The sequence below is a fragment of the Lentzea sokolovensis genome (genome assembly GCF_033949975.1).
In the GTDB taxonomy this organism is placed as follows: Bacteria; Actinomycetota; Actinomycetes; order Mycobacteriales; family Pseudonocardiaceae; genus Lentzea; species Lentzea sokolovensis.
Map to the genome: position 1 here is coordinate 877,849 of NZ_JAXAVU010000001.1, position 23,640 is coordinate 901,488.

22 protein-coding genes are annotated in these 23,640 nt (G+C 69.6%); 15 read left to right on the forward strand and 7 right to left on the reverse strand.

Annotation, left to right across the window (positions count from 1 at the left end; genetic code table 11):
- Nucleotides 1–16: 16 nt before the first annotated feature.
- Nucleotides 17–334, forward strand: a complete 318-nt coding sequence (locus tag SK854_RS03640; protein WP_319973498.1) for a hypothetical protein — start codon at nucleotides 17–19, stop codon at nucleotides 332–334.
- On the opposite strand, the gene SK854_RS03645 is transcribed toward SK854_RS03640, so the two are convergent.
- The gene (locus SK854_RS03645) at nucleotides 307–975 is read right to left on the reverse strand and encodes a TetR/AcrR family transcriptional regulator (protein ID WP_319973499.1); all 669 of its coding nucleotides are present in this window, start codon (nucleotides 973–975) and stop codon (nucleotides 307–309) included. The genes SK854_RS03640 and SK854_RS03645 overlap by 28 nt on opposite strands.
- A gap of 80 nt (nucleotides 976–1,055) precedes the next feature.
- On the opposite strand from SK854_RS03645, the gene SK854_RS03650 reads away from it, so the two are divergent.
- From SK854_RS03650 to SK854_RS03665, 4 genes are all read left to right on the forward strand, one after another.
- Nucleotides 1,056–2,072 carry an MBL fold metallo-hydrolase gene (locus SK854_RS03650; RefSeq protein ID WP_319973500.1) on the forward strand — a complete coding sequence of 339 codons (1,017 nt, stop codon included), beginning with the start codon at nucleotides 1,056–1,058 and terminating at the stop codon, nucleotides 2,070–2,072.
- 10 nt (nucleotides 2,073–2,082) lie between these two features.
- Complete coding sequence (locus SK854_RS03655; protein WP_319973501.1) at nucleotides 2,083–2,655, forward strand: ester cyclase; 573 nt, start codon at nucleotides 2,083–2,085, stop codon at nucleotides 2,653–2,655.
- Nucleotides 2,656–2,742: 87 nt separating this feature from the next.
- Nucleotides 2,743–4,077, forward strand: a complete 1,335-nt coding sequence (locus SK854_RS03660) for a serine/threonine-protein kinase (protein ID WP_319973502.1) — start codon at nucleotides 2,743–2,745, stop codon at nucleotides 4,075–4,077.
- Complete coding sequence (locus SK854_RS03665) at nucleotides 4,077–7,628, forward strand: NACHT N-terminal helical domain 7-containing protein (protein ID WP_406601715.1); 3,552 nt, start codon at nucleotides 4,077–4,079, stop codon at nucleotides 7,626–7,628. Before SK854_RS03660 ends, SK854_RS03665 begins: the two co-directional genes overlap by 1 nt.
- Here SK854_RS03665 and SK854_RS03670 read toward each other — a convergent pair.
- Both SK854_RS03670 and SK854_RS03675 read right to left on the reverse strand, forming a co-directional pair.
- On the reverse strand, nucleotides 7,625–8,230 hold the full coding sequence (locus tag SK854_RS03670; protein WP_319973504.1) for a response regulator transcription factor: 606 nt from the start codon (nucleotides 8,228–8,230) through the stop codon (nucleotides 7,625–7,627). The genes SK854_RS03665 and SK854_RS03670 overlap by 4 nt on opposite strands.
- Nucleotides 8,227–9,189, reverse strand: coding sequence for a sensor histidine kinase (locus SK854_RS03675; protein WP_319973505.1), 963 nt, complete (start codon nucleotides 9,187–9,189; stop codon nucleotides 8,227–8,229). The genes SK854_RS03670 and SK854_RS03675 overlap by 4 nt, the downstream gene beginning before the upstream one ends.
- Nucleotides 9,190–9,300: 111 nt before the next feature.
- Here SK854_RS03675 and SK854_RS03680 point away from each other — a divergent pair, with 111 nt between their 5' ends.
- Nucleotides 9,301–9,789, forward strand: a complete 489-nt coding sequence (locus SK854_RS03680) for a GlcG/HbpS family heme-binding protein (protein ID WP_319973506.1) — start codon at nucleotides 9,301–9,303, stop codon at nucleotides 9,787–9,789.
- A gap of 12 nt (nucleotides 9,790–9,801) precedes the next feature.
- Here SK854_RS03680 and SK854_RS03685 read toward each other — a convergent pair whose 3' ends face one another.
- Entirely contained in the window at nucleotides 9,802–10,185 is a 384-nt protein-coding gene (locus SK854_RS03685) for a hypothetical protein (RefSeq protein ID WP_319973507.1), read from the reverse strand.
- A gap of 98 nt (nucleotides 10,186–10,283) precedes the next feature.
- Here SK854_RS03685 and SK854_RS03690 point away from each other — a divergent pair, with 98 nt between their 5' ends.
- Nucleotides 10,284–11,108 carry a class II glutamine amidotransferase gene (locus SK854_RS03690; protein ID WP_319973508.1) on the forward strand — a complete coding sequence of 275 codons (825 nt, stop codon included), beginning with the start codon at nucleotides 10,284–10,286 and terminating at the stop codon, nucleotides 11,106–11,108.
- Nucleotides 11,109–11,195: 87 nt separating this feature from the next.
- Entirely contained in the window at nucleotides 11,196–11,777 is a 582-nt protein-coding gene (locus SK854_RS03695; protein ID WP_319973509.1) for a DUF4360 domain-containing protein, read from the forward strand.
- Here SK854_RS03695 and SK854_RS03700 read toward each other — a convergent pair.
- Nucleotides 11,722–13,005 carry a glycosyltransferase 87 family protein gene (locus tag SK854_RS03700; protein ID WP_319973714.1) on the reverse strand — a complete coding sequence of 428 codons (1,284 nt, stop codon included), beginning with the start codon at nucleotides 13,003–13,005 and terminating at the stop codon, nucleotides 11,722–11,724. The genes SK854_RS03695 and SK854_RS03700 overlap by 56 nt on opposite strands.
- A gap of 105 nt (nucleotides 13,006–13,110) precedes the next feature.
- Here SK854_RS03700 and SK854_RS03705 point away from each other — a divergent pair, with 105 nt between their 5' ends.
- From SK854_RS03705 to SK854_RS03730, 6 genes are all read left to right on the forward strand, one after another.
- The gene (locus tag SK854_RS03705) at nucleotides 13,111–14,151 is read left to right on the forward strand and encodes an acyltransferase family protein (protein WP_319973510.1); all 1,041 of its coding nucleotides are present in this window, start codon (nucleotides 13,111–13,113) and stop codon (nucleotides 14,149–14,151) included.
- Nucleotides 14,152–14,201: 50 nt separating this feature from the next.
- Nucleotides 14,202–14,738 (forward strand): RNA polymerase sigma factor, encoded by a 537-nt coding sequence (locus SK854_RS03710; protein WP_319973511.1) that lies wholly within the window; start codon nucleotides 14,202–14,204, stop codon nucleotides 14,736–14,738.
- Nucleotides 14,731–15,759, forward strand: coding sequence for a hypothetical protein (locus SK854_RS03715; protein WP_319973512.1), 1,029 nt, complete (start codon nucleotides 14,731–14,733; stop codon nucleotides 15,757–15,759). Before SK854_RS03710 ends, SK854_RS03715 begins: the two co-directional genes overlap by 8 nt.
- Nucleotides 15,760–15,779: 20 nt before the next feature.
- Nucleotides 15,780–17,957, forward strand: a complete 2,178-nt coding sequence (locus SK854_RS03720) for an ATP-binding protein (RefSeq protein ID WP_319973513.1) — start codon at nucleotides 15,780–15,782, stop codon at nucleotides 17,955–17,957.
- A gap of 70 nt (nucleotides 17,958–18,027) precedes the next feature.
- Complete coding sequence (locus SK854_RS03725) at nucleotides 18,028–20,193, forward strand: ATP-binding protein (RefSeq protein ID WP_319973514.1); 2,166 nt, start codon at nucleotides 18,028–18,030, stop codon at nucleotides 20,191–20,193.
- A 40-nt stretch (nucleotides 20,194–20,233) separates the two neighbouring features.
- Complete coding sequence (locus SK854_RS03730) at nucleotides 20,234–20,668, forward strand: cupin domain-containing protein (protein ID WP_319973515.1); 435 nt, start codon at nucleotides 20,234–20,236, stop codon at nucleotides 20,666–20,668.
- A 39-nt stretch (nucleotides 20,669–20,707) separates the two neighbouring features.
- On the opposite strand, the gene SK854_RS03735 is transcribed toward SK854_RS03730, so the two are convergent.
- Complete coding sequence (locus tag SK854_RS03735) at nucleotides 20,708–22,432, reverse strand: L-aspartate oxidase (RefSeq protein ID WP_319973516.1); 1,725 nt, start codon at nucleotides 22,430–22,432, stop codon at nucleotides 20,708–20,710.
- Nucleotides 22,433–22,543: 111 nt separating this feature from the next.
- Here SK854_RS03735 and SK854_RS03740 point away from each other — a divergent pair, with 111 nt between their 5' ends.
- Complete coding sequence (locus SK854_RS03740; protein ID WP_319973517.1) at nucleotides 22,544–23,167, forward strand: phosphoribosylanthranilate isomerase; 624 nt, start codon at nucleotides 22,544–22,546, stop codon at nucleotides 23,165–23,167.
- Nucleotides 23,168–23,271: 104 nt separating this feature from the next.
- Here the strand turns inward: SK854_RS03740 and SK854_RS03745 are convergent, their stop codons facing one another.
- A complete protein-coding gene (locus SK854_RS03745; RefSeq protein WP_319973518.1) occupies nucleotides 23,272–23,634 on the reverse strand; it encodes a DUF4406 domain-containing protein in 363 nt (120 codons plus the stop codon).
- Nucleotides 23,635–23,640: the final 6 nt, after the last annotated feature.

The following is a 23,640-nucleotide window of genomic DNA, read 5'->3' on the forward strand; positions in this document are numbered from 1 at the left end:
CGGCATGCTGTCCGGCATGGACGTTCACGACGAGGCTCGATCCCGGTTCCTGCGCGGCATGTGGGCGATCGTCGACGAGCACGGCCCGCCGAACGGCCAGACCCACCAGGTCGGCGAGGCCGCGCAGGAGCGGCTGCTGGCGTGGGGAGCGGCGCCGGAAGACCTGCGGGCGTTCGCCCGCATGGTCGCCTTCGAATCGCTGTTCGCCGCCCTGCACTTCCTCGACGACCCCGGCCCCGGCGAGCCCGGCTGGGCCCTGGTCGAGACGTCCGGCGGCGAGCCGACCGGGCGGCTGCTGCAGGGCCTCTACGAGGACCTGGGCCCCGACCGCTGACCGATCCGGTCCAGCACGGCGGTGATCGCCAGGTCCACCGTGTACTCGAACTCCGCGTCGCGGTCGAACTCCGCGAGGTGCGGCGCCGTCGCGACCACCGAGGTCAGCCCGGCGGCTTCCAGCACTTCGCGGCGCGCCCCGTCGTCACCGCCGAACGTCGGTGCCGCCGACACCTCGCGCAGCAACGTGCCGATCAACGTGGCGAGCAGCATCCGCAGCAGGTGCACGGATTCCTGGGCCGAGGCACCCGCGGCCAGCAGGACGGCGAGCACCGCGTCGACCGGCGCGAGGCCCTCCAGCGACGACAGCTGACGGGTCAGCACGAGCGGCGCGGCGCCGGGATGGGCCAGGGCGCGCGAGTGGAACGCGTCGGCGATGGCGTGCAGGTCGCGACGCGCGTCACCGGTCGGCTCCGGCAGGACCAGGCCGCCCAGCAGGTGTTCGGCGACGGCGTCGAGGAGGCCGTCCTTGCCGTCGACGTGGTTGTAGAGGCTCTTCGCGTCGACCCCGAGCGCCCGCGCGACGGAGCGCATGCCCACGGCCGCGACGCCTTCCACGTCGATGACCTGCAGCGTCGCCGCGACGATCGACTCACGGGACAGCAGCGGCGTGCGCGGACGCCCTCGGCGCGGTTCAGTCACCCGGCCATTGTGCCTTGCGGATATCCACGCCGTGGGTTTAACCTCCAAATTAACCCACACTGTGGGTATTGGAGGGGATGATGAGCTTCACCAGGATCGACACGCTCGACAAGATGGACGTCGAGGGCGGGCCGGGCGCGCGGCTGCGGGTCGTGCGCGAACGCGGCGAGGCGTTCCGGCGGGAGTTCGCCACGACCGGCACGCCGGACAGCATCGTCACGCGCGACCTGGTGACGTTGCCGTACCCGACGCGGTTCGGGCTGTTCAGGGCGTCGCGGGCGATCGCGCCGTTCCTGTCGATCACGAACCGCATGCTGGTGATCCGCTGGCACGACAACGGCCGCGAGCGCATCCTGCTGTTCGAGCCGAGCGACCACGAGTACGGCCGGTACACGCCGTACTTCGAGGACCTGTCGAGCCGGACGCCGGACGTGATCGAACGGCGCGTGGTCAAGGTCCACGGCACCGTGCCCGGCCACCTCGAACGGCTCGGCATCGCACCCGAGGACGTCGACTACCTGATGTTCGACCACCTGCACACGCAGGACCTGCGGCGCTGGATCGGCGCCACGCCGTACTTCCCGAACGCCAAGGTGATCGTGCAACGCGACGAACTGGCGGCCCTGACCGAACTGCACCCGCTGCAGAAGCCCTGGTACCAGCCGGACACCTACCGCGACCTGCCGCGGGACGCGTTCCTGCCGATCGACGGCTCGGTCGTGCTGGGACCGGGCGTCGCGGTGATCAAGACGCCTGGCCACGTGTTCGGCAACCAGAGCCTCGTCGTCAACACCTCGACCGGCATCTGGGTGAGCAGCGAGAACGTGATCGCCGCCGAGGCGCTGACGCCCGAGCACTCGAAGCTGCCCGGCCTCGCGTCGTGGACGCGCCGGTGGCAGCAGGAGGTCGTGCTCAACGCGAACACCGTCGAGAGCACCGCCGACCAGTACAACTCGATCATCCTGGAGAAGACGCTCGCCGACCGCAGCCAGGCCGACCCGCGGTTCGTGCAGTTCTTCCCCTCCAGCGAACTCACCGGCGCCTGGACGAACCCCGGCACCAGACCCACGTTCAGCCACGGCCAGATCGTCCACTGAGGAGCTTCCGATGCCTTCGCGTTTCGTCCTGCCACCCGAGGAAGTCCTGCGCGCCCGCGAAAAGCTCGTGCTGGACCACTTCCGCGACGAGGTCGCCCACGACTGGGACGCCACGCTCTCGACGTTTCCCCACCCCCACTACGAGATCATCGCGCAGATGGTCGTGCACGACGGCGACGACGCGGTGCGGCAGTACTACACCGACACGCGCGTGGCGTTCCCAGACCAGCACCACGAGCTGATCTCGTTCCGGCACAGCGTCGACGCCGTGATCGTGGAGTTCTGGCTGCTGGGCACGCACCTCGGGCCGTTGGGCAAGATCCCGGCGACCGGCGGCAAGCACCGCACGCGCATGAACGCGTACTTCATCTTCGACGCCGACGAGAACCTCGTCACCGAGCGGATCTACTTCGACCAGCTGTCCGTGCTGAAGCAGGTGATCGGCGGAATCGACCGCAAGAAGCCGAGCGGCCTGCGGAAGTTGTTGCAGGTGCTGCGGGGCGTACTCGCGATGTCGGGCAGCCAGCCGGACGCCCGCCTGACCAACACCACGCCACCAGACCTCACTGCTCCAAACGAGTAGTACTTCCCAGCCCTCGAAACGCCCCGGCGCGCGCGATCGACGAACGTCCTGATCGCGTCGCGCACGGAGGAAGGGGCATGTGGGTCGATGATCCGCTTCGAGGACAACGACGGAGCCGAGTGGCGTCTGGACGAGGACACCCCGATCGGTGACCGGGGCGGAATGGGCCAGGTGTTCGCCGGTCTGGCGGCCGACGGCACGTCCGTCGCCATCAAGAAGATCTCCCTGCCCCGCCCCACCGAGAGCAAGAAGCGGCAACGCGACCGCGAGATCGAGATCGTCGAACGTCTGCTGCGCGCGAACCGGTCCGGCCACGACACGAGCCACCTGGTCCTGCCCCACGGTTACCGCTTCCTGGACGACGACCTGCTGATCGTCATGCCCCGCGCGGAGAAGTCGCTGAAAGCCGCTCTGGTGGAAGAGCCGTTCCCCACCGCGGCCGGCGTCGACGTGGTGCGCCAGGTCGCCCTGGGTCTCCAGCAGCTCTCCCGGCAGAGCATCGTGCACCGCGATCTCAAGCCCGCCAACGTCCTGAAGTTCGGCCCTGTCTGGAAGATCGCCGACTTCGGCCTGTCCAGGGACCTCTCGGAGGCGACCGGGACCTACACCCTGGCGGCGTATGGAACGGATCCGTACACGGCCCCCGAGCTGTGGCTCAACCACCCGGCGGACGCCATGTCGGACCTGTACGCCCTGGGCGTGCTGGCCTTCGAGGTGTTCACCGGCGAGCTGCCGTTCAAGGGCCCCGAGGACGACTTCCGGCGCCAGCACCTGCAGGACGCGCCACCCTCCCTCGACGGCCTCTCCCCCAAGATCGCCCGCCACGTCCTGCGCCTGCTGCACAAGCGCCCCTCCGAACGCCCCCAGGACGCCCGCGCGGTGTACGACGGGCTCGCGCCGTACGCCCTGACACCCCAGCAGGACTCCCTCGTCAACGCGGCACTGGGCGTCGAACAACGCCTCATGACCCGGCAGACCTCGGCCTCGGCCGCCGAGGCCGACACCGAGCGGCAGGACGGCCTGCGCCGCCGAGCACTGGCCGACCTGGACGAGATCCTCGCCGACGCCCATGACGACCTCCGCGAGGCACTGCCGGACGTGAAGATCGACGAGGTGGCGCGGACGGTCTCACTGGGCGATCTCGTGATCGCCTTCGAGACGTTCGAGCCGCTCCGTCTGTCCACACGCGACACCGCGGACCGGGCGGTGCTCCTGGGCGTCGTCCGCGAGCACACGCGCGACGAACGACCTCAGAGCGGCGCGGTGCACGCACACCTCAGGTACGGGCCGGACGCCGATCAGCGGTTCGGCTGGACCTTCACCGGTCCGACGCCGGCGGACGTGCACCAGCGGGCGCTCGACGCGGCCGCCGTGCTCGACCTGCTGCGCACCGCGATGGAGTCGCACGCGGGACGAGACTGATGGCTCACACGCAAACTCTCGCGGATGCCGTCCGAGCTCTCCAACCGTGCGAGAACCAAATCGCCAGATGGGTGGAATCCGCCCAGAACGATCCCACCCCTGAAGGGGACTCCCTCGCGGAGGTGCTGACCGCCGGGCTGTTCGATCCCGAAAGTGACCTGCAACGATCGTTCGCCGAACTGGGGCGGATCGCCATCACCAGGCTGCGCACCGCGGACCGGTCCACCAAGGGCGACGTGATGATCGCCGCCCACACGGTTCTCGCTCTGCTGGCCGTCTTCACCGAGACGGCGGACCTGCACTGGGCTGAAGAGGCAGGAATCCGTGTAGGTCCGCATCAGTGGAACTGGGCTGGCAAGGCCTCGGAGGCCGAACGGGACACGACGGCGAGTCTCCTGCTCGGCACGCTGATACCCGTCCCCCAGCCCACCGAACTGTGGGACGACTTCGGCTGGCGCCTGCTGGAGACGTTCTGGCGTTCAGCCGCGCACATCAGCAACTGCCTCTTCGTCATCTGGCCGACCGCCGCCGAGCGCATCGACACCGAGAGACTGGCCCACCTCGTGTTCCAGCGCTACCACAACCAGGTACTGGCGGTGGCGGACAGCAGCCCGGAGTTCACGATCTGGACGCTGCTGCGGGACGGACCCGGTGACGGGCAGCCTTCCTCCTATCCGCGCGACGGCCGGCACGTCGGGGCGATCGGCAGCATCCGGGACAGGCTGGGCCAGAAGAACACCGGGCTGGCCGGGCTGACCGCGATCGCGGAACTGACTGCCACGGGGAGCACGGCCGAGGACGAGTGGACCGAACTCGCCATGGTGTACGAAGCCGAGATCGACAAGGAGATCGGCGACAGCGGGCACGGACTGCCCAGCCTTCCGACGCTGCGCGACTCCTACGTCAACCCGGCTTACCGCGTCACGTCCTACGACTCGGGCACCGGTCTGCCACACGAGGACAAGTGGTGGGACGGCTTGCAGATCCGGGAGGAGATACAGGAGTTCCTCATCCGCTACCTCACGACACCGTCTGCCGGCAGGCTGCCGCTGCTGATCCTCGGACACCCCGGTACCGGGAAGTCCGCGCTGACCAGAGTGCTCGCCGCGCGACTGGGCGCGATGAAGCGACCGGTCGTCCGGGTCGACCTCCGTGCGGTGGCCGCCGACGCACCCATCTACAAGCAGTTGTCCTCCGCCATCGAGACGGCGCTGACCCGGCGGATCGAGTGGTCGGACCTCGCTCGCGTGGCACGGCCCGAGTCGCCCGTGGTCATCCTTGACGGACTCGACGAACTGATCCAGAGCAGCGCGGTCAGTCGCGCGGACTACCTGGAACTGGTGCGCGAGTTCCAGCGGGGCGAGGCCATCATGGGCCGCCCCGTCATCGTGATCGTGACGAGCAGGACGATCGTCGCGCAGCGCGTGCGGATACCTCAGGCGACCCCGATCATGAGGATCGAACCGTTCGACGACAAGCGTGTCGCGCGCTGGCTCAACCGGTGGAACCGCCACCACGCCGGCCACTTCCGCACCTCGGGCAAGAATCCGCTGCCGCTGTCCATCGCGTTGACGCACCGAGGACTAGCCGTCCAGCCGTTGCTGCTGTTCATGCTCGCGCTCTACGACGCACATGAGAACGCACTCCAGCGAGAGGGAGACAAGCTGGTCGACGCGGATCTCTACGAACGCCTGCTCACGTCGTTCGCCGAACGCGAGACCCGCAAACTGCATCCGAACGCCGAGGACTACGAGCTTCAACAGTTCGTGGAGAAGGAGCTCGAAACCCTCGCTGTCGCGGCGTTCGCCATGTTCAACAGGGGCAGCCAGGCCGTTCTCGAAGACGAGCTCGCAGCGGACCTGGACGCGTTCGACTCGTCCCCGGTCCGGCACGTCACGCTGCCGGACAAGGCGAGAAAACTGGTCAGCCGCTTCTTCTTCGTCCACGTGTCCCAGGCGACTTCCGTCGACGGTGTCGAAGAGAGGACGAAAAGCGCCTACGAGTTCCTGCATGCGACGTTCGGCGAGTACCTGGTCGCGAGGCTCACCCATCGGGTGGTCATGGACATCTACGACGACAGCAGACGTGGCGATCGCACGCTGCGGGTGAAGAGCAACGAGCCCGACTTCAGCATCCTGGGTGCGCTGCTGTCGTTCGAGCTGCTGTGTTCCAGGAACACGGTCACGTCCTTCATGCAACACGCGACTAAGGGCACGGCACCAGCCACGTTGCGGGCCGTCACGGTGTTGCTGGCACACGCGCTTCGGGAAACACTCCTCGTCGACAACTGGGGCGACGTGCCGGGGTATCGACCCCGTATGCCGACGATCCCCGCGCGGCTCAGTCTGCGCACGGCGAACCTGCTGCTGCTCGTCCTCATCTTCGGCGGGGAAGCCACTCCGAAGATGCTGTTCCCGCACTCTCCCGATCCACGAGAGGAATGGACGCGGCTCACGGCGCTCTGGCAGGCAACCTTGCCTGCGAAGTCCTGGCAGCTGCTGACGGATGTCGTCATCACCAGGACAGCAGACAACGACGCTTTGGCCATCTCGATGAGCAACGGGCTGCGCATACCTCTCGAGATGTTGCGGCTCAGCCCTTCTTTGGAGACTCTGTTCCGGCTGAACCTGCTGGCGCGCAACCCCGAGGTCGAGTGGGCACTCTCCACGCTCTCACCGATGATGCGCTCCGCTCCGCTCAATCAACAGAAGAAGGACGTCCGCCCGTTCGGCGCGGAGATACTCGCGCAACTGGCATTCCCTTACCCCAACCCCTTTGATATTGCAGCAAAGGTGACTAACGACAGTCTGATCACGGAGGCTGTAAACCACGCACGAGCTGTCAAATTTCCATCACAGCGTGCGCAATTCCTTATGCGTCTGACCAGACTGACCCGCATCAGCACAGATCCGCTGCCACCAGCGTTCCTCGCCTCGATCGCCGACGCCGCTCTCATTCCGGGCGTGGACGTGACGCCAATGCTGGCGGAGTTGCTGCACGAGTCGCTGCGCCCTGATCGCCCGCTTCCCGCCGACCTCGACGAGTTCCGGCAGGTCGTCTGTCAGATCGCGGCACGCCTGAGCCAACGCGACTTCGGCCCGATGCAGGTGCCGATCGTCATCGGCCTCGCCAGACTCGGCTTCCCCGACCGGGACCTGCCGACGCGACTGTGCCTCCTGTCGATGCTGCAGTACCCCGAAACACTCTGGGAACTGATGGGCGAGGACCAGCACATCGCCGCCCAGCTGCTCCATGTCGTACGGGCGACGTCGCGCAGACGAGCGGCGGCGAAAGCAGTGCATCTGCTCTCACTGATCCCGGACCTCAATCCATTGGTGCTCAACGACATCGACGTCCAGTACGCCCTAACGCAAGCCCGGAGGGAGTCCTCCAGATGGGCCGCGCAGGTCGAACTCCGCTGGGACACGGCCGTTCGACGGCAGGAAAACCGGCGCGTCCTCAGCGTGCTCCAGCAACGGCTCAGCCGCGGCATCCTGCTGACGCAGGTCGCCGGTGTGCTGAGCGCCGCAGCGGACAAGAGAAGCGGCTAGAGCCGGATCAGCTTGCGTTCCACGGCGGTCGTCACGGCCGCCGTCCTGGTCTCGACGCCGAGCTTCGCGAAGATCCGCACCAGATGGGTCTTCACCGTGGCCTGGCTGATGAACAACTCCTTCGCGATCTCCCGGTTCGCGAGGCCCTTGGCGAGGCTCTCGAGGATCTGGATCTCGCGTTTGCTGAGCTTGGGCGCGGGGTCGCGGACCTGGCCCAGCAGCCGTTGCGCGATGTCCGGGGAGAGCACGGTCTGGCCCGTGGCGGCGGTGCGCACGGCCCTGGCGAGTTCTTCCGGGGCGCAATCCTTGAGCAGGTAGCCGATCGCGCCTGCCTCGACCGCGCGCACGATGTCGGCGTCCGAGTCGTACGTCGTGAGGATCACGACCTGCGGCCCGTTCTCCATCGCGCGGATCTGTCTGGTGGCCTCCACGCCGTCAATTCCCCTGCCCAGCTGGAGATCCATCAGTACGACGTCCACAGTGGACGCGAGTTGCACGGACTCCTCGCCGTTCGCGGCCTCGACCACCTCGAAGTCGCGCGACAGCAAGCCGACGAGTCCGAACCGGACCACCGGGTGATCGTCGACCACCAGCACCTTCATGGCGTCGGCACCGTCACGGCCACCGCGGTTCCCTCCCCCGGCGCGCTCTCCACGGACACGGTGCCGCCCAGTTCGGCGATGCGCCCGCGGATGGACGCCAGACCGTAGCCGCGGCCGTCCTCGGTCTGGACCGCCGACGGGTCGAAACCGCGGCCGTCGTCCACCACGTCCATCGTCACCGCGTCTCCCAGGTAGGACAACGTGATCGCCACCCTGTTGGCTCCCGCGTGCTCGGCCACGTTGGCCACCGCGCCCTGCGCGACCCGCAGCAACGCCACCTCGGTCTGCACGCTCAGGGCGTACGGGTCGCCGTCCACCTCCACGTGCGGGACCAGCCGGTGCAGCGCGTCGATCAGCGTGCCCTGGATCGGCGACAGGTCGCGGACGAACCGGCGCGCCTCGCCCAGGTTCTCGCGCGCGACCTCGGCGGCCCGCTCGGATTCCCCGAGCGACAGCAGCAGGTTGATGCTGGAGAAGCCCTGGGCCAGGGTGTCGTGGATCTCGCGGGCGAGGCGTTGGCGTTCCTCCAGCACCCCGGCCTCGTGCAGGAGCCGGGCGCGATCGAAGAACACCGCCGCCGTCAGCACCGCGACGCCGACCGGGCCGAGCACCAGCGACCAGTCGAACGTCGCCGCCAGCCTGATCTGGGCCAGCACCACGGCCGCCGTCAGCACGGCCGCGATCGGCAGCGCCACCCGCGGCTTGAGCTGACGGAGGCACTGGAAGAACAACGGGATCGCGCACCAGCCGAAGCTCGGCGCCAGCCACACCAGCACCAGCCACACGGCGAGCACGACCGGCAACGCCCGTGTCCACCGCACGCTCGCGGGATAGAACACGGCGAGAGCGAGCGCGAGGCCGAGCACCACGAGATCGGCGCCGTGGTACGCGACGTACCGCGCCGCCGACGCCGTCAGCAGCACGTAGAAGCCCGCGTGCATCGCTCTGTGCAGCCACACGTCGGCGACCTTAGGCGACCGCGCCCACCCGGCGGGTCAACCGATGGGTTGAACCGAGGTTCAACCGTCACCACCAGGGAAAATCGCGCTGATCAGCGCATCGTGGGAGCCATGAACCTCAAGAAGATCGCAGTCGCCACCCTGGTCGTGCTGAGCATCGGCGGCGGCTACGCGGCGGCCGACCAGCACACCACCACCCGCACCGAGAAGGTGCTGACCGTCGACGCGGCGATCAGGGCCGCTCAGGCCACCCTCGACGCGGCGGAGAAGGAGAACCAGCGCGTCACCGTGGCCGTCGTCGACCGCAGCGGCGACCTGGTGGTGCTGCTGGCCGGTGACGGCGCGGGCCCGCAGACCGAGGAGTCGGCGCGGCGCAAGGCGTTCACCGCGGTGTCGTTCAACGCGCCGACCTCGGAGCTCGCCGGCCGCGTCACGGGCCAGGGCGCGACGCTGCGGGACATCCCCGGCACGTTGTTCCTGGCCGGCGGCGTGCCGGTGGCGGTCGACGGGACGTCCGTCGCGGGCATCGGTGTCGGCGGCGCGCCCAGCGGTGACCTGGACGAGAAGTTCGCGAAGGCTGGTCTCGCGACCCTCAGGTGATGCGGGAGGCCGTCAGCGGCGCCGGTCGGGCGTGCTCCAGCCGGGATTGATCCGCTCCGTCGCCTCGGGATCGATGGCGTGCCGGGCCACGTGCTTGCCGGGCTTCGGCTTCTTGCTCATCAGCATGAGCGCGACGGCCACGACCAGCCCGATCGTGGCCAGGCCGGCGGCGACGGCGCGGGCGGCCGGGTGTTCGAGGATCAGCGTGCTGATGGTCAGGGCGAGCACGAGCGCGGCGATCGGGCCGATGACGGCGATGTCCGAGCGTTCCTCAGGCTCCTGCGAGGGTTCCGCCGGGGGCGCCACCTGCACGACAGGCGCGTACACCTCGATCGTCTCGAAGTTCCCGCGCGGCTGCTCGTAGGGCGGGGGCCGTAAGCCGGGAGGGACCGTCACCCCCGCCATGCTGCCCGAGGAAGGCGCGCCGCCGCAAACCTCGCATTTCACATGATGTCCGTGTTCCCATGTAACGCCTGGTTATAGGGAGGTTCGTCATGTGCCGGTGGCTCGCGTACTCCGGTTCTCCGGTCCGGCTGGAGGAACTGCTCTACGCGCCGGAGAACTCGCTCGTCATGCAGTCCAAGCACGCCAAGCTGGGTGCCACGGCGGTGAACGGCGACGGGTTCGGCATCGGCTGGTACGGCAACACGAGCACGCCCGGCCTCTTCCTGAGCACCGAGCCGGCGTGGAACGACCGCAACCTGCGGGAACTGTCCGCGCAGATCACCGTCGACCGGGTGTTCGCGCACGTGCGGGCCTCCACGGGCGGCGCGGTGCAGCGGTCGAACTGCCACCCGTTCCGCCACCAGAACTGGTTGTGGATGCACAACGGGCTCATCGCCAAGTTCCCGCTGGTGCGGCGCGAGCTGATGCTGGCGATCGACCCCGTGCTGTTCCCGCTGATCGAGGGGTCGACCGACTCGGAGATCATGTTCTACCTGGCCGTCAGCTTCGGGATGGAGCAGGATCCGCCGGCCGGGGTGGCGCGCATGGTCGAGTTCGTCGAGGACGTCGGCAGGCGCGCGGGCGTCGAGTACCCGATCCAGATGACGGTCGCGGTCACGGACGGCTCGACGACCTGGGCGTTCCGCTACTCGAGCCGCGGCAAGTCACGGAGCCTGTTCCACAGCACCGACGTGTCGACGTTGCGCCGTCAGTACCCGGACAACCCGGCGCTGCACCACCTCACCGACGACTCGCGGCTCATCGTGTCCGAACCGCTGGCCGACCTGGTGGGGGCCTGGCAGGAGGTGCCGGAGTCGACGTGCGTGGTGGTCAGGCCCGGCGTCGAGGAGGAACTCGTGCCGTTCAAGCCGTGAATCGTCAGGTGACCGTCAGTTGACGAACCGCGATTCGTCATAGCGTCTGGTGCTGCCGCCGCCACGGACCCCTCGGAGAGGTTCCACATGCTCACCACGGCAGCGGCAGCACTCATCGCCCTATCCGCCCTCGCGCCCGCACAAGAGGCCCCGGCACCCGTCCTGGAGGTCGTGACCGTCAACGGCTCGGGGTGTCCGGCGGGCGACGCCGACGTCCAGACCGACGGCCGGACGTTCACGATCGGCTACCACACCTTCCTCGCGCGGGCGGGCAACGGTTCGTCCCCGCTCGACCAGCGCAAGAACTGCCAGGTCAACCTTCGGGTGAACGTGCCGGAAGGCTTCACCTACGGCCTGGCGAGAACCACCTACGAGGGCTACGCGCACCTCCAGGAGGGCGCGACCGGACTGAGCCGGGTCAGCACCTACCTGCAGGGCACCTCGCCCACCGCGACGGTGAGCCGGCCGTTCACCGGGCCGTTCAGCGACAGCTGGCAGATCCAGTACCGCCCGGGCTCGGCCGAGATCCAGTGGGCGCCGTGCGGTGAACGGCGCAACATCAACATCAACGCCGAGGTCCGCGTCGCGCTCGGGTCCGCGGACCCCGACCGGCTCACCTTCGCGATCGTGGAATCCAGCCGCGGCGCGGTGCGCGTGAAGCGCTGCTGAGCTCCCGCCTGGTGGCGGTGATCGCCGCCGCCACCAGGCCGATGATCGCGACCCACGTGTACGCGTCGCCGTAGACGTGCTCCTGCCACGACCACAGCATCTCCTTGTCGCCGGTGCTCGGCAGCCACGTGAAGGGCTGCACCAGGAAGATCACCAGCAGCGCGCCGAGCGTCGGCCACGCCCAGCTCCTGCGGGCGAAACCCAGTGCCAGGAACGCCGGGACGCACCAGACCCAGTGGTGCGACCAGGAGACCGGCGAGACGAGCAGGCCCGCCGTCGCGATCGCGGTCAGCGCCGCGACCTCGTGGCGAGCTCCGTGCGCGGCCACGACCGCGAGTGCCACGACGATCAGCGACAATCCCAGCCACAGCAACGACTCCGCGTGCTCGCCGGGGTTGATCCGGTGCAGCACACCGCGCAACGACTGGTTCGCCATGTACGCGAGACCACCGGCCCGGCTCGGATCGAGCAGCGCGTGAAACCAGAACTCGGCGGAGTCCTTGGCGGCGAACAGGAATCCCAGCACGGCCAGGCCGGCGAAGGCCGCCGTCGACATCGCGGCCGCCCGCCATTCCCTGCGCACCAGGAAGTACAGCAGGAAGATCAGCGGGGTCAGCTTGATCGCGGCGGCCACCCCGACCAGCAGGCCCCGGAACCGCGGGTCGCGCACAGCCAGGCAGTCCACCACGACGAGCGCCATCAGCAGCAGGTTGATCTGTCCGAAGAGGAGCGTCGAGATCACCGGTTCCAGTGCCACGGCGAGGATCGCGACCGCGGGCCCGACGGTCCACACGACGTTCGAACGCTGGGTGAGGCGTGCGGTGACGAGAACGCTCACCACCGACAGGCACAGGAAGTTCACCACGACCACGAGCGAGTTCGCCGCCCACACCGGCAGGAACGTCAGGCCGCTGAACAGCACCGCGGCGATCGGCGGGTAGGTGAACGGCAGCCTCGGGCCGTCCAGCGAGCCGGGGAAGCCGACGTAGAGCGCCTGTCCCTGCAGCCAGGCCACCCCGCCGGTGCGGTAGACCTGCAGGTCCAGGAAGTAGAAACCCATGCCCATCAAGGAGATCGGCAGCGCGGACAGTGCCACGAACCACAGCACGCGCACGACCTTGCGTGCGGCCACCCAGCGGTGCCGCGTCAGCAGTCGTCTCCTGCCGGACTCGAACGCGCCGGCGGACATCGGGGGGACCTCGTCGGCGAGCCCTCTGATCAACAGCATCTCGTTCACGACTACTTCTTGGCCGGACCGCGGATCTGCGTTTCACCAACGGGACTGTGACAGTCCTCATGGGAACGCTCAGAGGATCATCGACCAAGAAGAGCCATGACCCACGAGCAGTTCCTTGCGCTGAAGCGCTTTCCCGCGCTGGACGGCGTGCGTGCCATCGCCGCGTTGATGGTCGTGTTCTTCCACTACGGCGGGCCGGGCTTCCTGCAGGGATGGCTCGGGGTCCAGATCTTCTTCGTGCTGTCCGGGTTCCTGATCACCACGTTGCTGCTGCGCGAACAGGCGCGCGACGGCCGGATCAACCTGAAGGAGTTCTACCGTCGCAGGGCTTTCCGCATCCTGCCGGTCTACTTCGTGGTCCTGCTCGTCACCGCGGCGGGCCTGCTGATCGCCGGGCAGTTCTGGCAGAACCCGCTCGGCCGTGACTTCCCTCTGTACCTGACGTTCCTCAACGAGTTCGGGCACGGCGGCGCGTACGGGCAGTCGTGGTCCCTTGGCGTGGAACAGAAGTTCTACCTCGTGTGGCCGTTGCTGGCGTTCGCGTTGTTGCCCCGTTGGCGTCCGGCGGTGACCGTCGGACTGATGGCGCTCGCGTTGGCCGTGGTGCCGTTCACCGTGTCTTCCGACCCCAAGGGCTGGTCGGTGCACTACTTCACCGTGCTCGTCGGCTGTGCGCTGGCTTTGGTGATGAACAACAAGCGGGGGTTCGCGTTGATCAGGCCGTTCATGACGCCGTGGGTGATCCTGCTGTTCCTCGGCGTGCATCTGTCGGTGCCGTACATCTCCGGCGCGCTGGACGGCGCGATCCCCGGTTTCGTGTCGGTGGTGCCGATCTACGCGGTCGCCGTGGGGCTGATGCTGCCCGCGCTGCTGGCGCCGGGGTGGGCGCAACGGCTGCTGTCGGCTCGCCCGATGGTGTGGCTCGGCGAGCGGTCGTACTCGATCTACCTGGTGCAGTCGATCGCGCACTCGATCGTGCTGCTCGCGGGCACATCAGGCCTGGTCATGGCGCTGTTGACGTCCGTGGTGGCGATCGGGATCGCCGATCTGACCCACCGGTTCGTGGAGCTGCCGATGATCAGGCGAGGCAGGTCACACCGTCCGGCCGGGAATGCGCCGGCACCGATCGGCCAATAGTTTCCGTGAGCACCGAGACAGCGCCGCCGGCGCGAACAGGAGGGCCGGGGGTGACGAAGCCTCTGGACAGGGACGCCTGGGTCGAGCTGTACGACCGGCACGCCCGCGATCTGCACCGCTACCTGGCGCTGCGGGTGGACGCCGCGATCGCGGACGACCTGGTGTCCGAGGCGTTCCTCATCGCCTGGGAACGCCGTGAGAGCTTCGACCCGGCCCGCGCGAGCGTCAAGGCGTGGCTGTTCGGGATCGGGACGAACCTGCTGCGCCAGCACGTGCGCTCCGAGGGCAGACGCCTGCGGGCCTGGGCGCGCGACCACGGCAGGCGCGCGGTGACCGACCGCGTCGACGACCGCACGGCGGCGGTGGTGGACGCCAAGTCGCTGCTGAGCGACCTGGGCGAGACGCTCGCGGACCTGCGGCCGGAGGAACGGGACGTGCTGCTGATGGTGGCGTGGGCCGATCTGAGCGCGGCCGAGGTCGCCGAGGTGACCGAGACGCCGGTGGCGACGGTGCGGACCCGGTTGTTCCGGGCACGCGCCAAGCTGCGGGCGAAGATCAACGGACAGGAGGGTGACGACGATGCGTGACGTGACGCGTCAGGTCGAGGACGAGACGGTCAAGTGGGCGATGTCGGACGTCGCCCCGATGAGCGACGACGCGTTCGACCGGGGCCGCGCGGCGCTGCTCGCCCGGATCGACTCGGAGGAGTCCGGCGAGGTCGTCGCGCTCGCACCACGCCGCCGGCGCCGGATCCCGGTGGTGGCCGCGGCCGCCGCGATGGTCGTGATCGCGGGCGCCGCCCTGATCGCGCCGTCGATGATGTCGCGCGACAAGGGCCCGAGCGTGGGCAGCGCCGCCGCGGCCGAACTGCTCCACCAGGCCGCGACGCACACCGGTGACGCGAAGCTGCAGCCGGGCCAGGCCCTCCAGGTGCTGCAGTACGCCCGCTGGTCGGTGTCCGACGCCGGGCACAGGTGGATGTACCTGCAGGACCAGACGCTGCAGACGTGGATCCCGTCCGACCGCACGGGCACATGGCTCTACCGGCACACCAAGACCGGCGAGAGGCAGTGGCTGATCGGGTCGGAGGCGGCCAACGCGCGGGACGTGCCCGAGAACCTGCACACCGACGGCGAGTTCACCTCCGTCGGCGGGCCCGCGTTGCACGACGAGATCAAGCCCAGCTTCCGCGACCCGTCGCCCGAGTACCTCGCCTCTCTTCCTCTCGACCCGCGTGAGCTGTACGGAAAGCTCCGCGACGAGGTGGCGGGCGACGAGGGCCTGACCTTCCTGCAGATGATCAACGACGGCCTGGACACCGGCGTGTACCCGGCACAGGTGCGCGCCTCGGTCTACAAGGCCCTGACCTACCTGCCGAGGCTGGAGATCGTCGAGGAGGCGGCCGTGATCGACAGCCGCAGCGGCACCGCGCTCGGCGTCACCGAGAACGAGACGACCGAGCAGATCGTCATCGATCAGACCACCGGCGAGTACCTCGGTTCCCGCACGGTGCTGGCGAAGGACGCGTGGGGCCTGAAGCGGGGCCAGGTCATCGGCACCACCTCGGTGACGACGAAGGTGGTGGCGGGCCTGGGACTCGCTGTCTGACGCCTGATAGGAACGTGCCCGTGGCAGATCAGTTCGCGACGGTGATGCGGCGGTTCCGGCTGCGGGCGGGGCTCACCCAGGAGGCGCTCGCACAACGGTCCGGCGTCTCGGTCAGCACGATCCGCGGCATGGAGACCGGCAAGCGCCGAAACCCGCAGCTCACGTCGGTGCGGCAGCTCGCAGCCGCGCTCGGGCTGACCGACGGCGAGCAGGACGAACTGCTGGCGGCGGCGACCGGGCGGCCGGTGGCGGCGACGCCCGTGCCGCGCCAGCTGCCCGCGCCGCCCGCGCCGTTCGCGGGACGGCAGGACGTGCTCGACCAGGTCGGCACCGCGGGAATCTCCGTCATCTCCGGCGCGGGCGGGATCGGCAAGTCGTGGCTCGCGTTGCACTGGGCGCACCGCAACGCCGCGCGGTTCCCCGACGGCCAGCTCTTCGTCGACCTGCGCGGGTTCAGCCCCGGCAGCGCGCCGATGGATCCCGCGGCGGCCGTGCGCGGGTTCCTCGACGCGCTGGGCGTCGAGCCGAGCCGCCTCCCGGCCGACCCGCACGCGCAGGCGGCGATGTTCCGCGGCCTGGTCGCGGACCGCCGCGTGCTGCTGGTGCTGGACAACGCCGCCGACACCGCCCAGGTCGTGCCGCTGCTGCCGGGCACCGGCACGTGCGCGGTCGTCGTCACCAGCCGCAGCACGCTCACCGGGCTGATCACGGGACACGGCGCGCACCACATGTCCGTCGGCACGCTCACCGCGGACGAGGCCTCCAGCGTGCTGACTGCCCGGCTCGGTTCCGCGCGGGTCGAGGCCGAGCCGGACGCCGCCGCCGAGCTGATCGGCCGGTGCGGCGGGTTCCCGCTGGCGCTGAGCATCGTCGCGGGCCGGGCGTGCGTGCAGCCGCACCTGACACTGGCCGCGCTGGCCCTCGAACTGCGCGAGAGCACGCTGGACGCGCTCGACGACATCGACCCGGCCGCGAGCCTGCCCGCCGTGCTGTCGTCCTCGCACCGCGCGCTGACGGCCGAGCAGGCCGAGGTGTTCTCGTTGCTCGCGATCGCACCAGGCCCGGACATCAGCCTGCCCGCGGCCATGAGGCTGACGGGACTCGGTGAGCACCGCACCCGGACCGTGCTGCGCGCCCTGACACAAGCCTCGCTCGTCGTCCAGGACGCGAACGGCCGCTATCGCATGCACGACCTGATCCGGCGCTACGCCGCCGACCTGGCCGGTGACACTTCCGATGCGCTGCAACGCCTGCTGGGCTTCTACGCACACACCGCGGCCGCCGCCGACACCGTCGTGGAGACCCACCGCCACCTCATCGATCTCGCCCCTTCGGGAGCCACTCCGCTGCCGATGCCCGACATCGGCACGGCCATGACGTGGTTCATCGCCGAGCACGCCAACCTCCTGGCAGCGCAGCGCGTCGCGGCAGAACGCGGGCACCACGCGAGGGCGTGGGAGATCGCCTGGGGACTCAACAACTTCCACTACCGCCAAGGGCACCGGCACGACCAGCTGTCCGCCTGGCGAACCGGCGCCGCCTCCGCGGCCCATCTCGACCCGCTCTCCCTGGCGCTCGCCCTGCGCCTGCTGGGCCGCGCACTCGTCGTGCTCGGTCACAACGAGGAGGCGATCGCGCACATGCAACGCGCCCTCGAACTGGCGGAGGAACAGGGCGACGCACCACATCAGGGCCACGCCCACTACACCCTCGCCTCCGCCTGGGAACGCGAAGGCGAAGACCGCAAGGCACTGGATCACGCCCGGCAGGCCCTCACGGTGTACCGCTCCATCGGCCAAGCAGCCTGGGAGGGCAACGCGCTCAACGCCGTCGGCTGGTTCCACGCCCGTCTCGGCGAACACGACGCCGCGTTGGAGCACTGTCACACCGCCCTGGCGTTGTACCGGCGCATCGAGGACCTGGCCGGCCAGGCGCAGACGCTGGACAGCCTCGGGTTCACCGAACACCAGCGCGGCACGTACGCCGAAGCCATCGGCCACTACCAGGAAGCCGTTGCGCTGTACCGGGTTCTCGGCAACGTCGTGGAAACGGCCGACACCCTCGAACGGCTCGGTGACTCGCACTTCGCCGTGCGGGAACGGGCCGAGGCGCGTTCGGCGTGGGAGGAGGCGCTGGAGCTGTACCGGCAGCAGGGACGCACCGAGGAGGCGTCGCTGCTGGAGAAGCGTCTGACCTGACCTGCCGGCGACGTTTCGACTCACCCCGAAACGAGCGCGCAAGATCGCCAAGACCTGGTACGAAATGTTCGTGACTGATGAGTTCGCCGGGGCTGTCCGGCGTTTCCGGCTCCGTGCGGGCCTCACCCAGGAGGCCCTCGCCGAACGGTCGGGGATCTCGGTCAGCACCATCCGCGGCATGGAGACCGGCAAGCGCCGCAACCCGCAGCTCGCCTCCGTCCGGCAGCTCGCGGCCGCGCTGGCGCTGCGGCCCCAGGAGCAGGAGGACCTGCTCTCCGCCGCCAGTGCCGAACCCGCGCCGACGCCCCGCCAGCTGCCACCCGAACTCGCGGGCTTCGTCGGCCGCGGCGACGCGCTCGGCCGGCTCGACGCGGTCCTTGACGGCGGCGCGACGTCGACCGTCGTGATCAGCGCGATCTCGGGAACGGCCGGGATCGGCAAGACGACCCTCGCGCTGCACTGGGCGCATCGGGTGGCCGACCGCTTCCCCGACGGCCAGCTGTACGCGGACCTGCGCGGTTTCGACCCCAGCGGCGCGGTCATGGCACCCGGCGAGGCGTTGCGGGCGTTCCTGGAGGCCCTGAACGTGCCGTCCCGCAGCGTCCCCGACGACGTGGAGGCGCAGGCCGCGAAGTTCCGGACGCTGATGGCGGGCCGCGCGATGCTGGTCGTGCTCGACAACGCCCGCGACGCCGCCCAGGTCCGTCCGCTGCTGCCGGGCACGCCGGGCAGCCTCGTGGTCGTCACGAGCCGCCACGACCTCACCGGGCTGATCGCGACGACCAACGCCCGCAGCCTGCCGCTCGCGTTGCTCAGCCGGGAGGAGGCGCACGCGCTGCTGGCCGACCGCCTCGGCGCCGAGCGGGTGGACGCGGAGCCCGCCGCCGTCGCGGAGATCATCGACCGGTGCGCGGGGCTGCCGCTCGCGCTGGCCGTCGTGGCCGCACGGGCCGCGCACACGTCGTTCTCGCTGACGGCCTACGCCGCGGAGCTGGGCGGTCTGGACGGGTTCGGCAGCGGGGACGAGGCGACGGACCTGCGGGCCGTGTTCGCCTGCTCCTACCTGGCGCTGAGCCCTGCGGCGGCCAGGGCGTTCCGGTTGCTCGGCCTGCACCCCGGCACCGAGATCTCCCTCGCGGCGGCCGCCAGCGTCACGGGGCTGACGTCGGCGCGGCGGGTGATGCAGGAGCTCACCCGCGCCCACCTGATCGTGGAACGCACGCCGGGGCGTTTCGAGTTCCACGACCTGTTGCGCGCCTACGCGGCCGAGCAGGTCCAGCCAGACGAACGGCACGACGCCCTCTATCGGCTCGTGGCGCACTACCGGTACAACGCGGAGCACGCCCGTGCCAAAGAACACCCCGGCAGGCTGGCGGAGCCGACACTGCCGGACGGAGTGGTGGCCGTCGCCTACGCCGACGTCACCGCCGCCAGGTCGTGGCTGAAGACCGAGACACCCGCCCTGCTGGCGATCGTGCGGTCCGATCACGGATTCCCGCGGGAGGTGGTCGCGACGGTCCGGGCCATCGCGAACTTCCTCGACGTCGGCGGCCGGTTGTCCGCCAACGTCGACATCCTGCACCGGGCGATCGCGCTCACCCGGGACCAAGGGCAACTCGTCGCCTTGTGGAAGCTGATCGCGCGGGTGCACACCAGGGCGGGCCGTCACGCCGAGGCGCGGGTGTTGCTGGACCAGGCGCTGGAGGTCGACCTCGTCTCCGGCGACGCGGACGCGCTCGGCTACACCTACTTCGGCCTGGCCCGGCTCGTCAGCGTGCAGGGCGGCCACCGCGAGGCGCTGGACCTCGTGTCGAACGCGCTCGCGTGCTTCCAGGAATCCGGCAACAGCTCCGCCGAGGCGGACGCGTTGAACGGAGTCGCCTGGTGCCTCACGATGCTCGGCGAGTTCGACGAGGCGCTGGTGCGGGCCGAACAGGCGATCGCGGCCGGTGAGGTCGCGAGTGCCGGCAGGTTGGACACACTGGGGTACGTCGAGCACCACCGCGGCAACCACGCGGAGGCGGTGCAGCACTTCCAGACGGCGATCGGCATCGCCGAGAACGCGGGTGACCGGTACATGCTCGCCGAGGCGTTGACCCACCTCGGCGAGACCCACGAGGCCATGGGCAATCACGACGAGGCGCGCGAGACGTGGGAGCAGGCCGTCGAGGAGTGGGACGCGTTGCACTCACCGGAGGCGGACGCGCTGCGGACCAGGCTCGCTCACCAGGTCTAGGCGCTGTCACAGATCGGCGGCGTGTCCGGTCTTCACTGGTATGAGCCACGAACACACGCACCAGCTGGACAACCCCGACAAGAGCGGGCCGCCGCCGAAGATCGAGGTCATCGGCACCGTGCCGGGAGCACCCCAGATCCCGGACGGCGCCGAGGCCATGACCATCTTCGTGACGCTGCCGCCGTCGAGTCCCGGAGCGCCGCCGCACCGCCATTCCGGTCCCGCGTACGGCTACGTCGTCAAGGGCGCCATCGTCTTCGAACTGGAAGGCGAGCCGGAGCGGGTCGTCCGCGCGGGCGGGACGTTCTGGGAGCCGGGCGGCGACGTCATCCACTACCAGGACGGCAACCACCTGGCCGACGAGGAATCCGCCTTCGTCGTCACGATGTTCTGCGCGCCCGGCCAGCCGATGCTGACCGTCGTGGAGGCGGACGAACTGGAGGCGCGCAAGCACCTCAGGGCACCCCGGCCGTGACGAACGCGAGGGGCGGGGACCGCTCCCCGCCCCTCGTTCTCACTCGACCAGTTTGCCGGCCGTGTCGACGTCCCTCATGAGCGACGTGATCTCCTCCGGCACCGCGGAGATCACCTCGCGGTCGACCCGGCCGGGGCCCGCCCAGACGAGGTTCACCTGCTGCGCGGGATCGATGTCCGGGAAGTCCGAACGGTTGTGGCAGCCACGCGTCTCGCGGCGTTCGAGGGCGCACTCCAGGGTCGCGCGGGCGGAGAGCGCCGACGCCAACAGATCGAAGGCGTGCGCGAGGTCCTGGAAACCGGCGAGGTCGGGGTGCACGCCGACGTTGCGGATGCGTTCCTCCAGCTCGTCCAGTTCCGCGAGTCCCTTGCGCAGTCCGGCTTCGTCACGAACGACACCCGCGTGCTCGGTCATCGTGTTGCGCAGCGCGCGTTGCAGGGCACGGACGTTCTCCGGGCCGTCGGCGGCGAGCAGTCCGTCCACTTCGGACCTCGCTTCGCCGAGCGCGGTGTGCGAACGCCGTTGCGCGTCCAGGGAAGCCGAGTACTCGGCCGCCGCCTCGCCGACGATCCGGCCGTACACCAGGAGTTCGATGAGCGAGTTGCCGCCGAGGCGGTTCGCGCCGTGCAGGCCGCTGGACGCCTCACCGATCGCGTACAGGCCGTCGACGCCCGTCGAGTGGTCCGCGGGTGACACCCACACGCCGCCCATCGAGTAGTGCGCGGTCGGCGCGATTTCGACGGCTTCCTGGGTGATGTCCTTCATCTGCAGTTCGAGCAGCGTCTGGTACACCCTCGGCAGGCGTCGCATGATCTGCTCGCGTGGCAGGTGCGACACGTCCAGCCACACGCCGCCGTTCGGGGTGCCGCGGCCTTCCTTGATCTCGGTGTACGCGGCGAGCGCCACCCTGTCCCGTGTGGACAGTTCCATGCGCCGCGGGTCGTAGCGGGCCATGAACCGCTCACCTCGGGCGTTGGTGAGGATGCCGCCCTCGCCGCGCGCGGCCTCCGACACCAGCGTGCCGGCCGCGTTCTCCGGTTCGAGCAGGCCGGACGGGTGGAACTGCACCAGTTCGGGGTCGCGGATCCGGCCGCCCGCGAGCACGGCCAGGCGGAACGAGTCGCCGGTGTTCTCGTCGCGGCGGCTCGACGTGCGGCGCCAGATCCGGGTGTGCCCGCCCGCGGCGAGGATGACGACGTCCGCGTGGAACACGTATCGCTTGCCGGTGTTCAGGTCGAACCCGTACGCGCCGAACACCACGTTGTCGCGCACCAGGATCCGCGTGATGTAGCAGGAGTCGTGGATCGGGACGTTGAGCTGCGTGGCCCGGTTCACGAGCGTGCGCTGGATCTCCAGCCCGGTGTAGTCGCCCGCGAACGACGTGCGGCGGAACGTGTGCGCGCCGAAGAACCGCTGCGAGATGCGCCCGTCGGTCTCCCGCGCGAACGGCATGCCCCAGCGTTCGAGGTCCTCGATGCCGCGCGGCGCCTGCTCGGCCACGACCCGCACGATCTCCGGGTTGGCCAGGAGATAGCTCTCCTTGATGGTGTCCGCCGCGTGCTGCTGCCACGTGTCGGCAGGGTCCATCGTCGCCAGCGCCGCGTTGATGCCGCCGGCGGCGAGGGCGGTGTGCGCGTCGTTCTTGGGGCGCTTGCCGACGACCAGCACGTCGACTCCGCGTTCGGCCAGTTCGATGGCGGCGCGCAGTCCCGCGCCCCCGCTTCCGATCACCAGCACTGACGTTGCGATCTGTTGTTCAGTCATCGCGGCCTCCGTTGCCCGTCTCTTCCATTAAGTAGGACCGGGCAGCGCTTCTGCTTGTGACTGTTAGCTGCGTGACAGTGCGTCCGTGGACACACCACTAGGGTCAGTGGTGTGTTCGTGAAGCTTTGTGGTCTGCGCACCGAGTCCGATGTCGCCGTGGCGGTCGAGGCCGGGGCTGACGCCGTCGGTTTCGTGCTGACGAGCAGTCCCCGCCAGATCGACGTCGACCTGGCGTCCCGGCTCGTGGCGGAGGTGCCCGCTGATGTCCTGACCGTCGCCGTGGTGCGCGGGATCGGCGCTGCGGAAGCCGGTGAGCTGGCGCTGAAGACGGGCGTGCGGGCGTTGCAGTTGCACGGTGACTACCCGCGTGAGGCCTTCGACGAGTTGGCGGATCTGCCGTTCGGACTGGTTCGGGCGACGGCGCTCGGACCGGACACCGACGTGCGCACCGGGGCGTTCGGCGAGGAGCTGCTGCTGATCGACTCCCCCGTCGCCGGGTCCGGTGAGCAGTGGGACATCACGCGGCTCGCCGACAACCCGCCCACCGGCACGTGGTTGCTGGCGGGCGGGCTGTCTCCGGAGACGGTGGCCGGGGCGATCAGCGTTGCTCGGCCGTGGGGTGTCGACGTGTCCAGCGGCATCGAGTCGAGCCGTGGTGTGAAGGACCACGGCCGGATGCGCGAGTTCGTCGCTGCCGCTCGCGGTTGGACCACCCGCTTCCCGTCGCGGTGCTGACGTAGATCTCCTTGCGCGCCAACGTGTCCGCTGTGTCCAGTCGAGGCCGGTCACCGGCGGGCGCGCCGGGTCAGCGGAGACGATCTCGCCGTCCTCGATCCAGATCAGGCCGCGCGGTAGCCGGGGATGTCCTCGACCCGGCGGTAGACCGGCAGTCCGCGCTCGCGGGCGATCCGCACGTCCTCGTCCGCGCCGGTCGACTCACCGGGCAACCGCAGCACCGCCTCGCAGCGTTCCAGCAGCCGTTGCGCGGTCGGGTACATGATCTCGGACGCGATCGGGTCGGCCGGCGAACTTCCCCCGGCGCCGCGCAGCACGGGCAGCGCGACCCACTCGCCGATCATCGGCACGTGGCCGCTGCGGAAGATCGGCCACGCGGCCTCCTCCAGCCGTTCGAGGTTGCGCGCCAGGAGTGCGGGGTCGTCCCCGGTGCCGGATCGGTAGGGCCCTGCGATCAGAATCAGCATGCGACC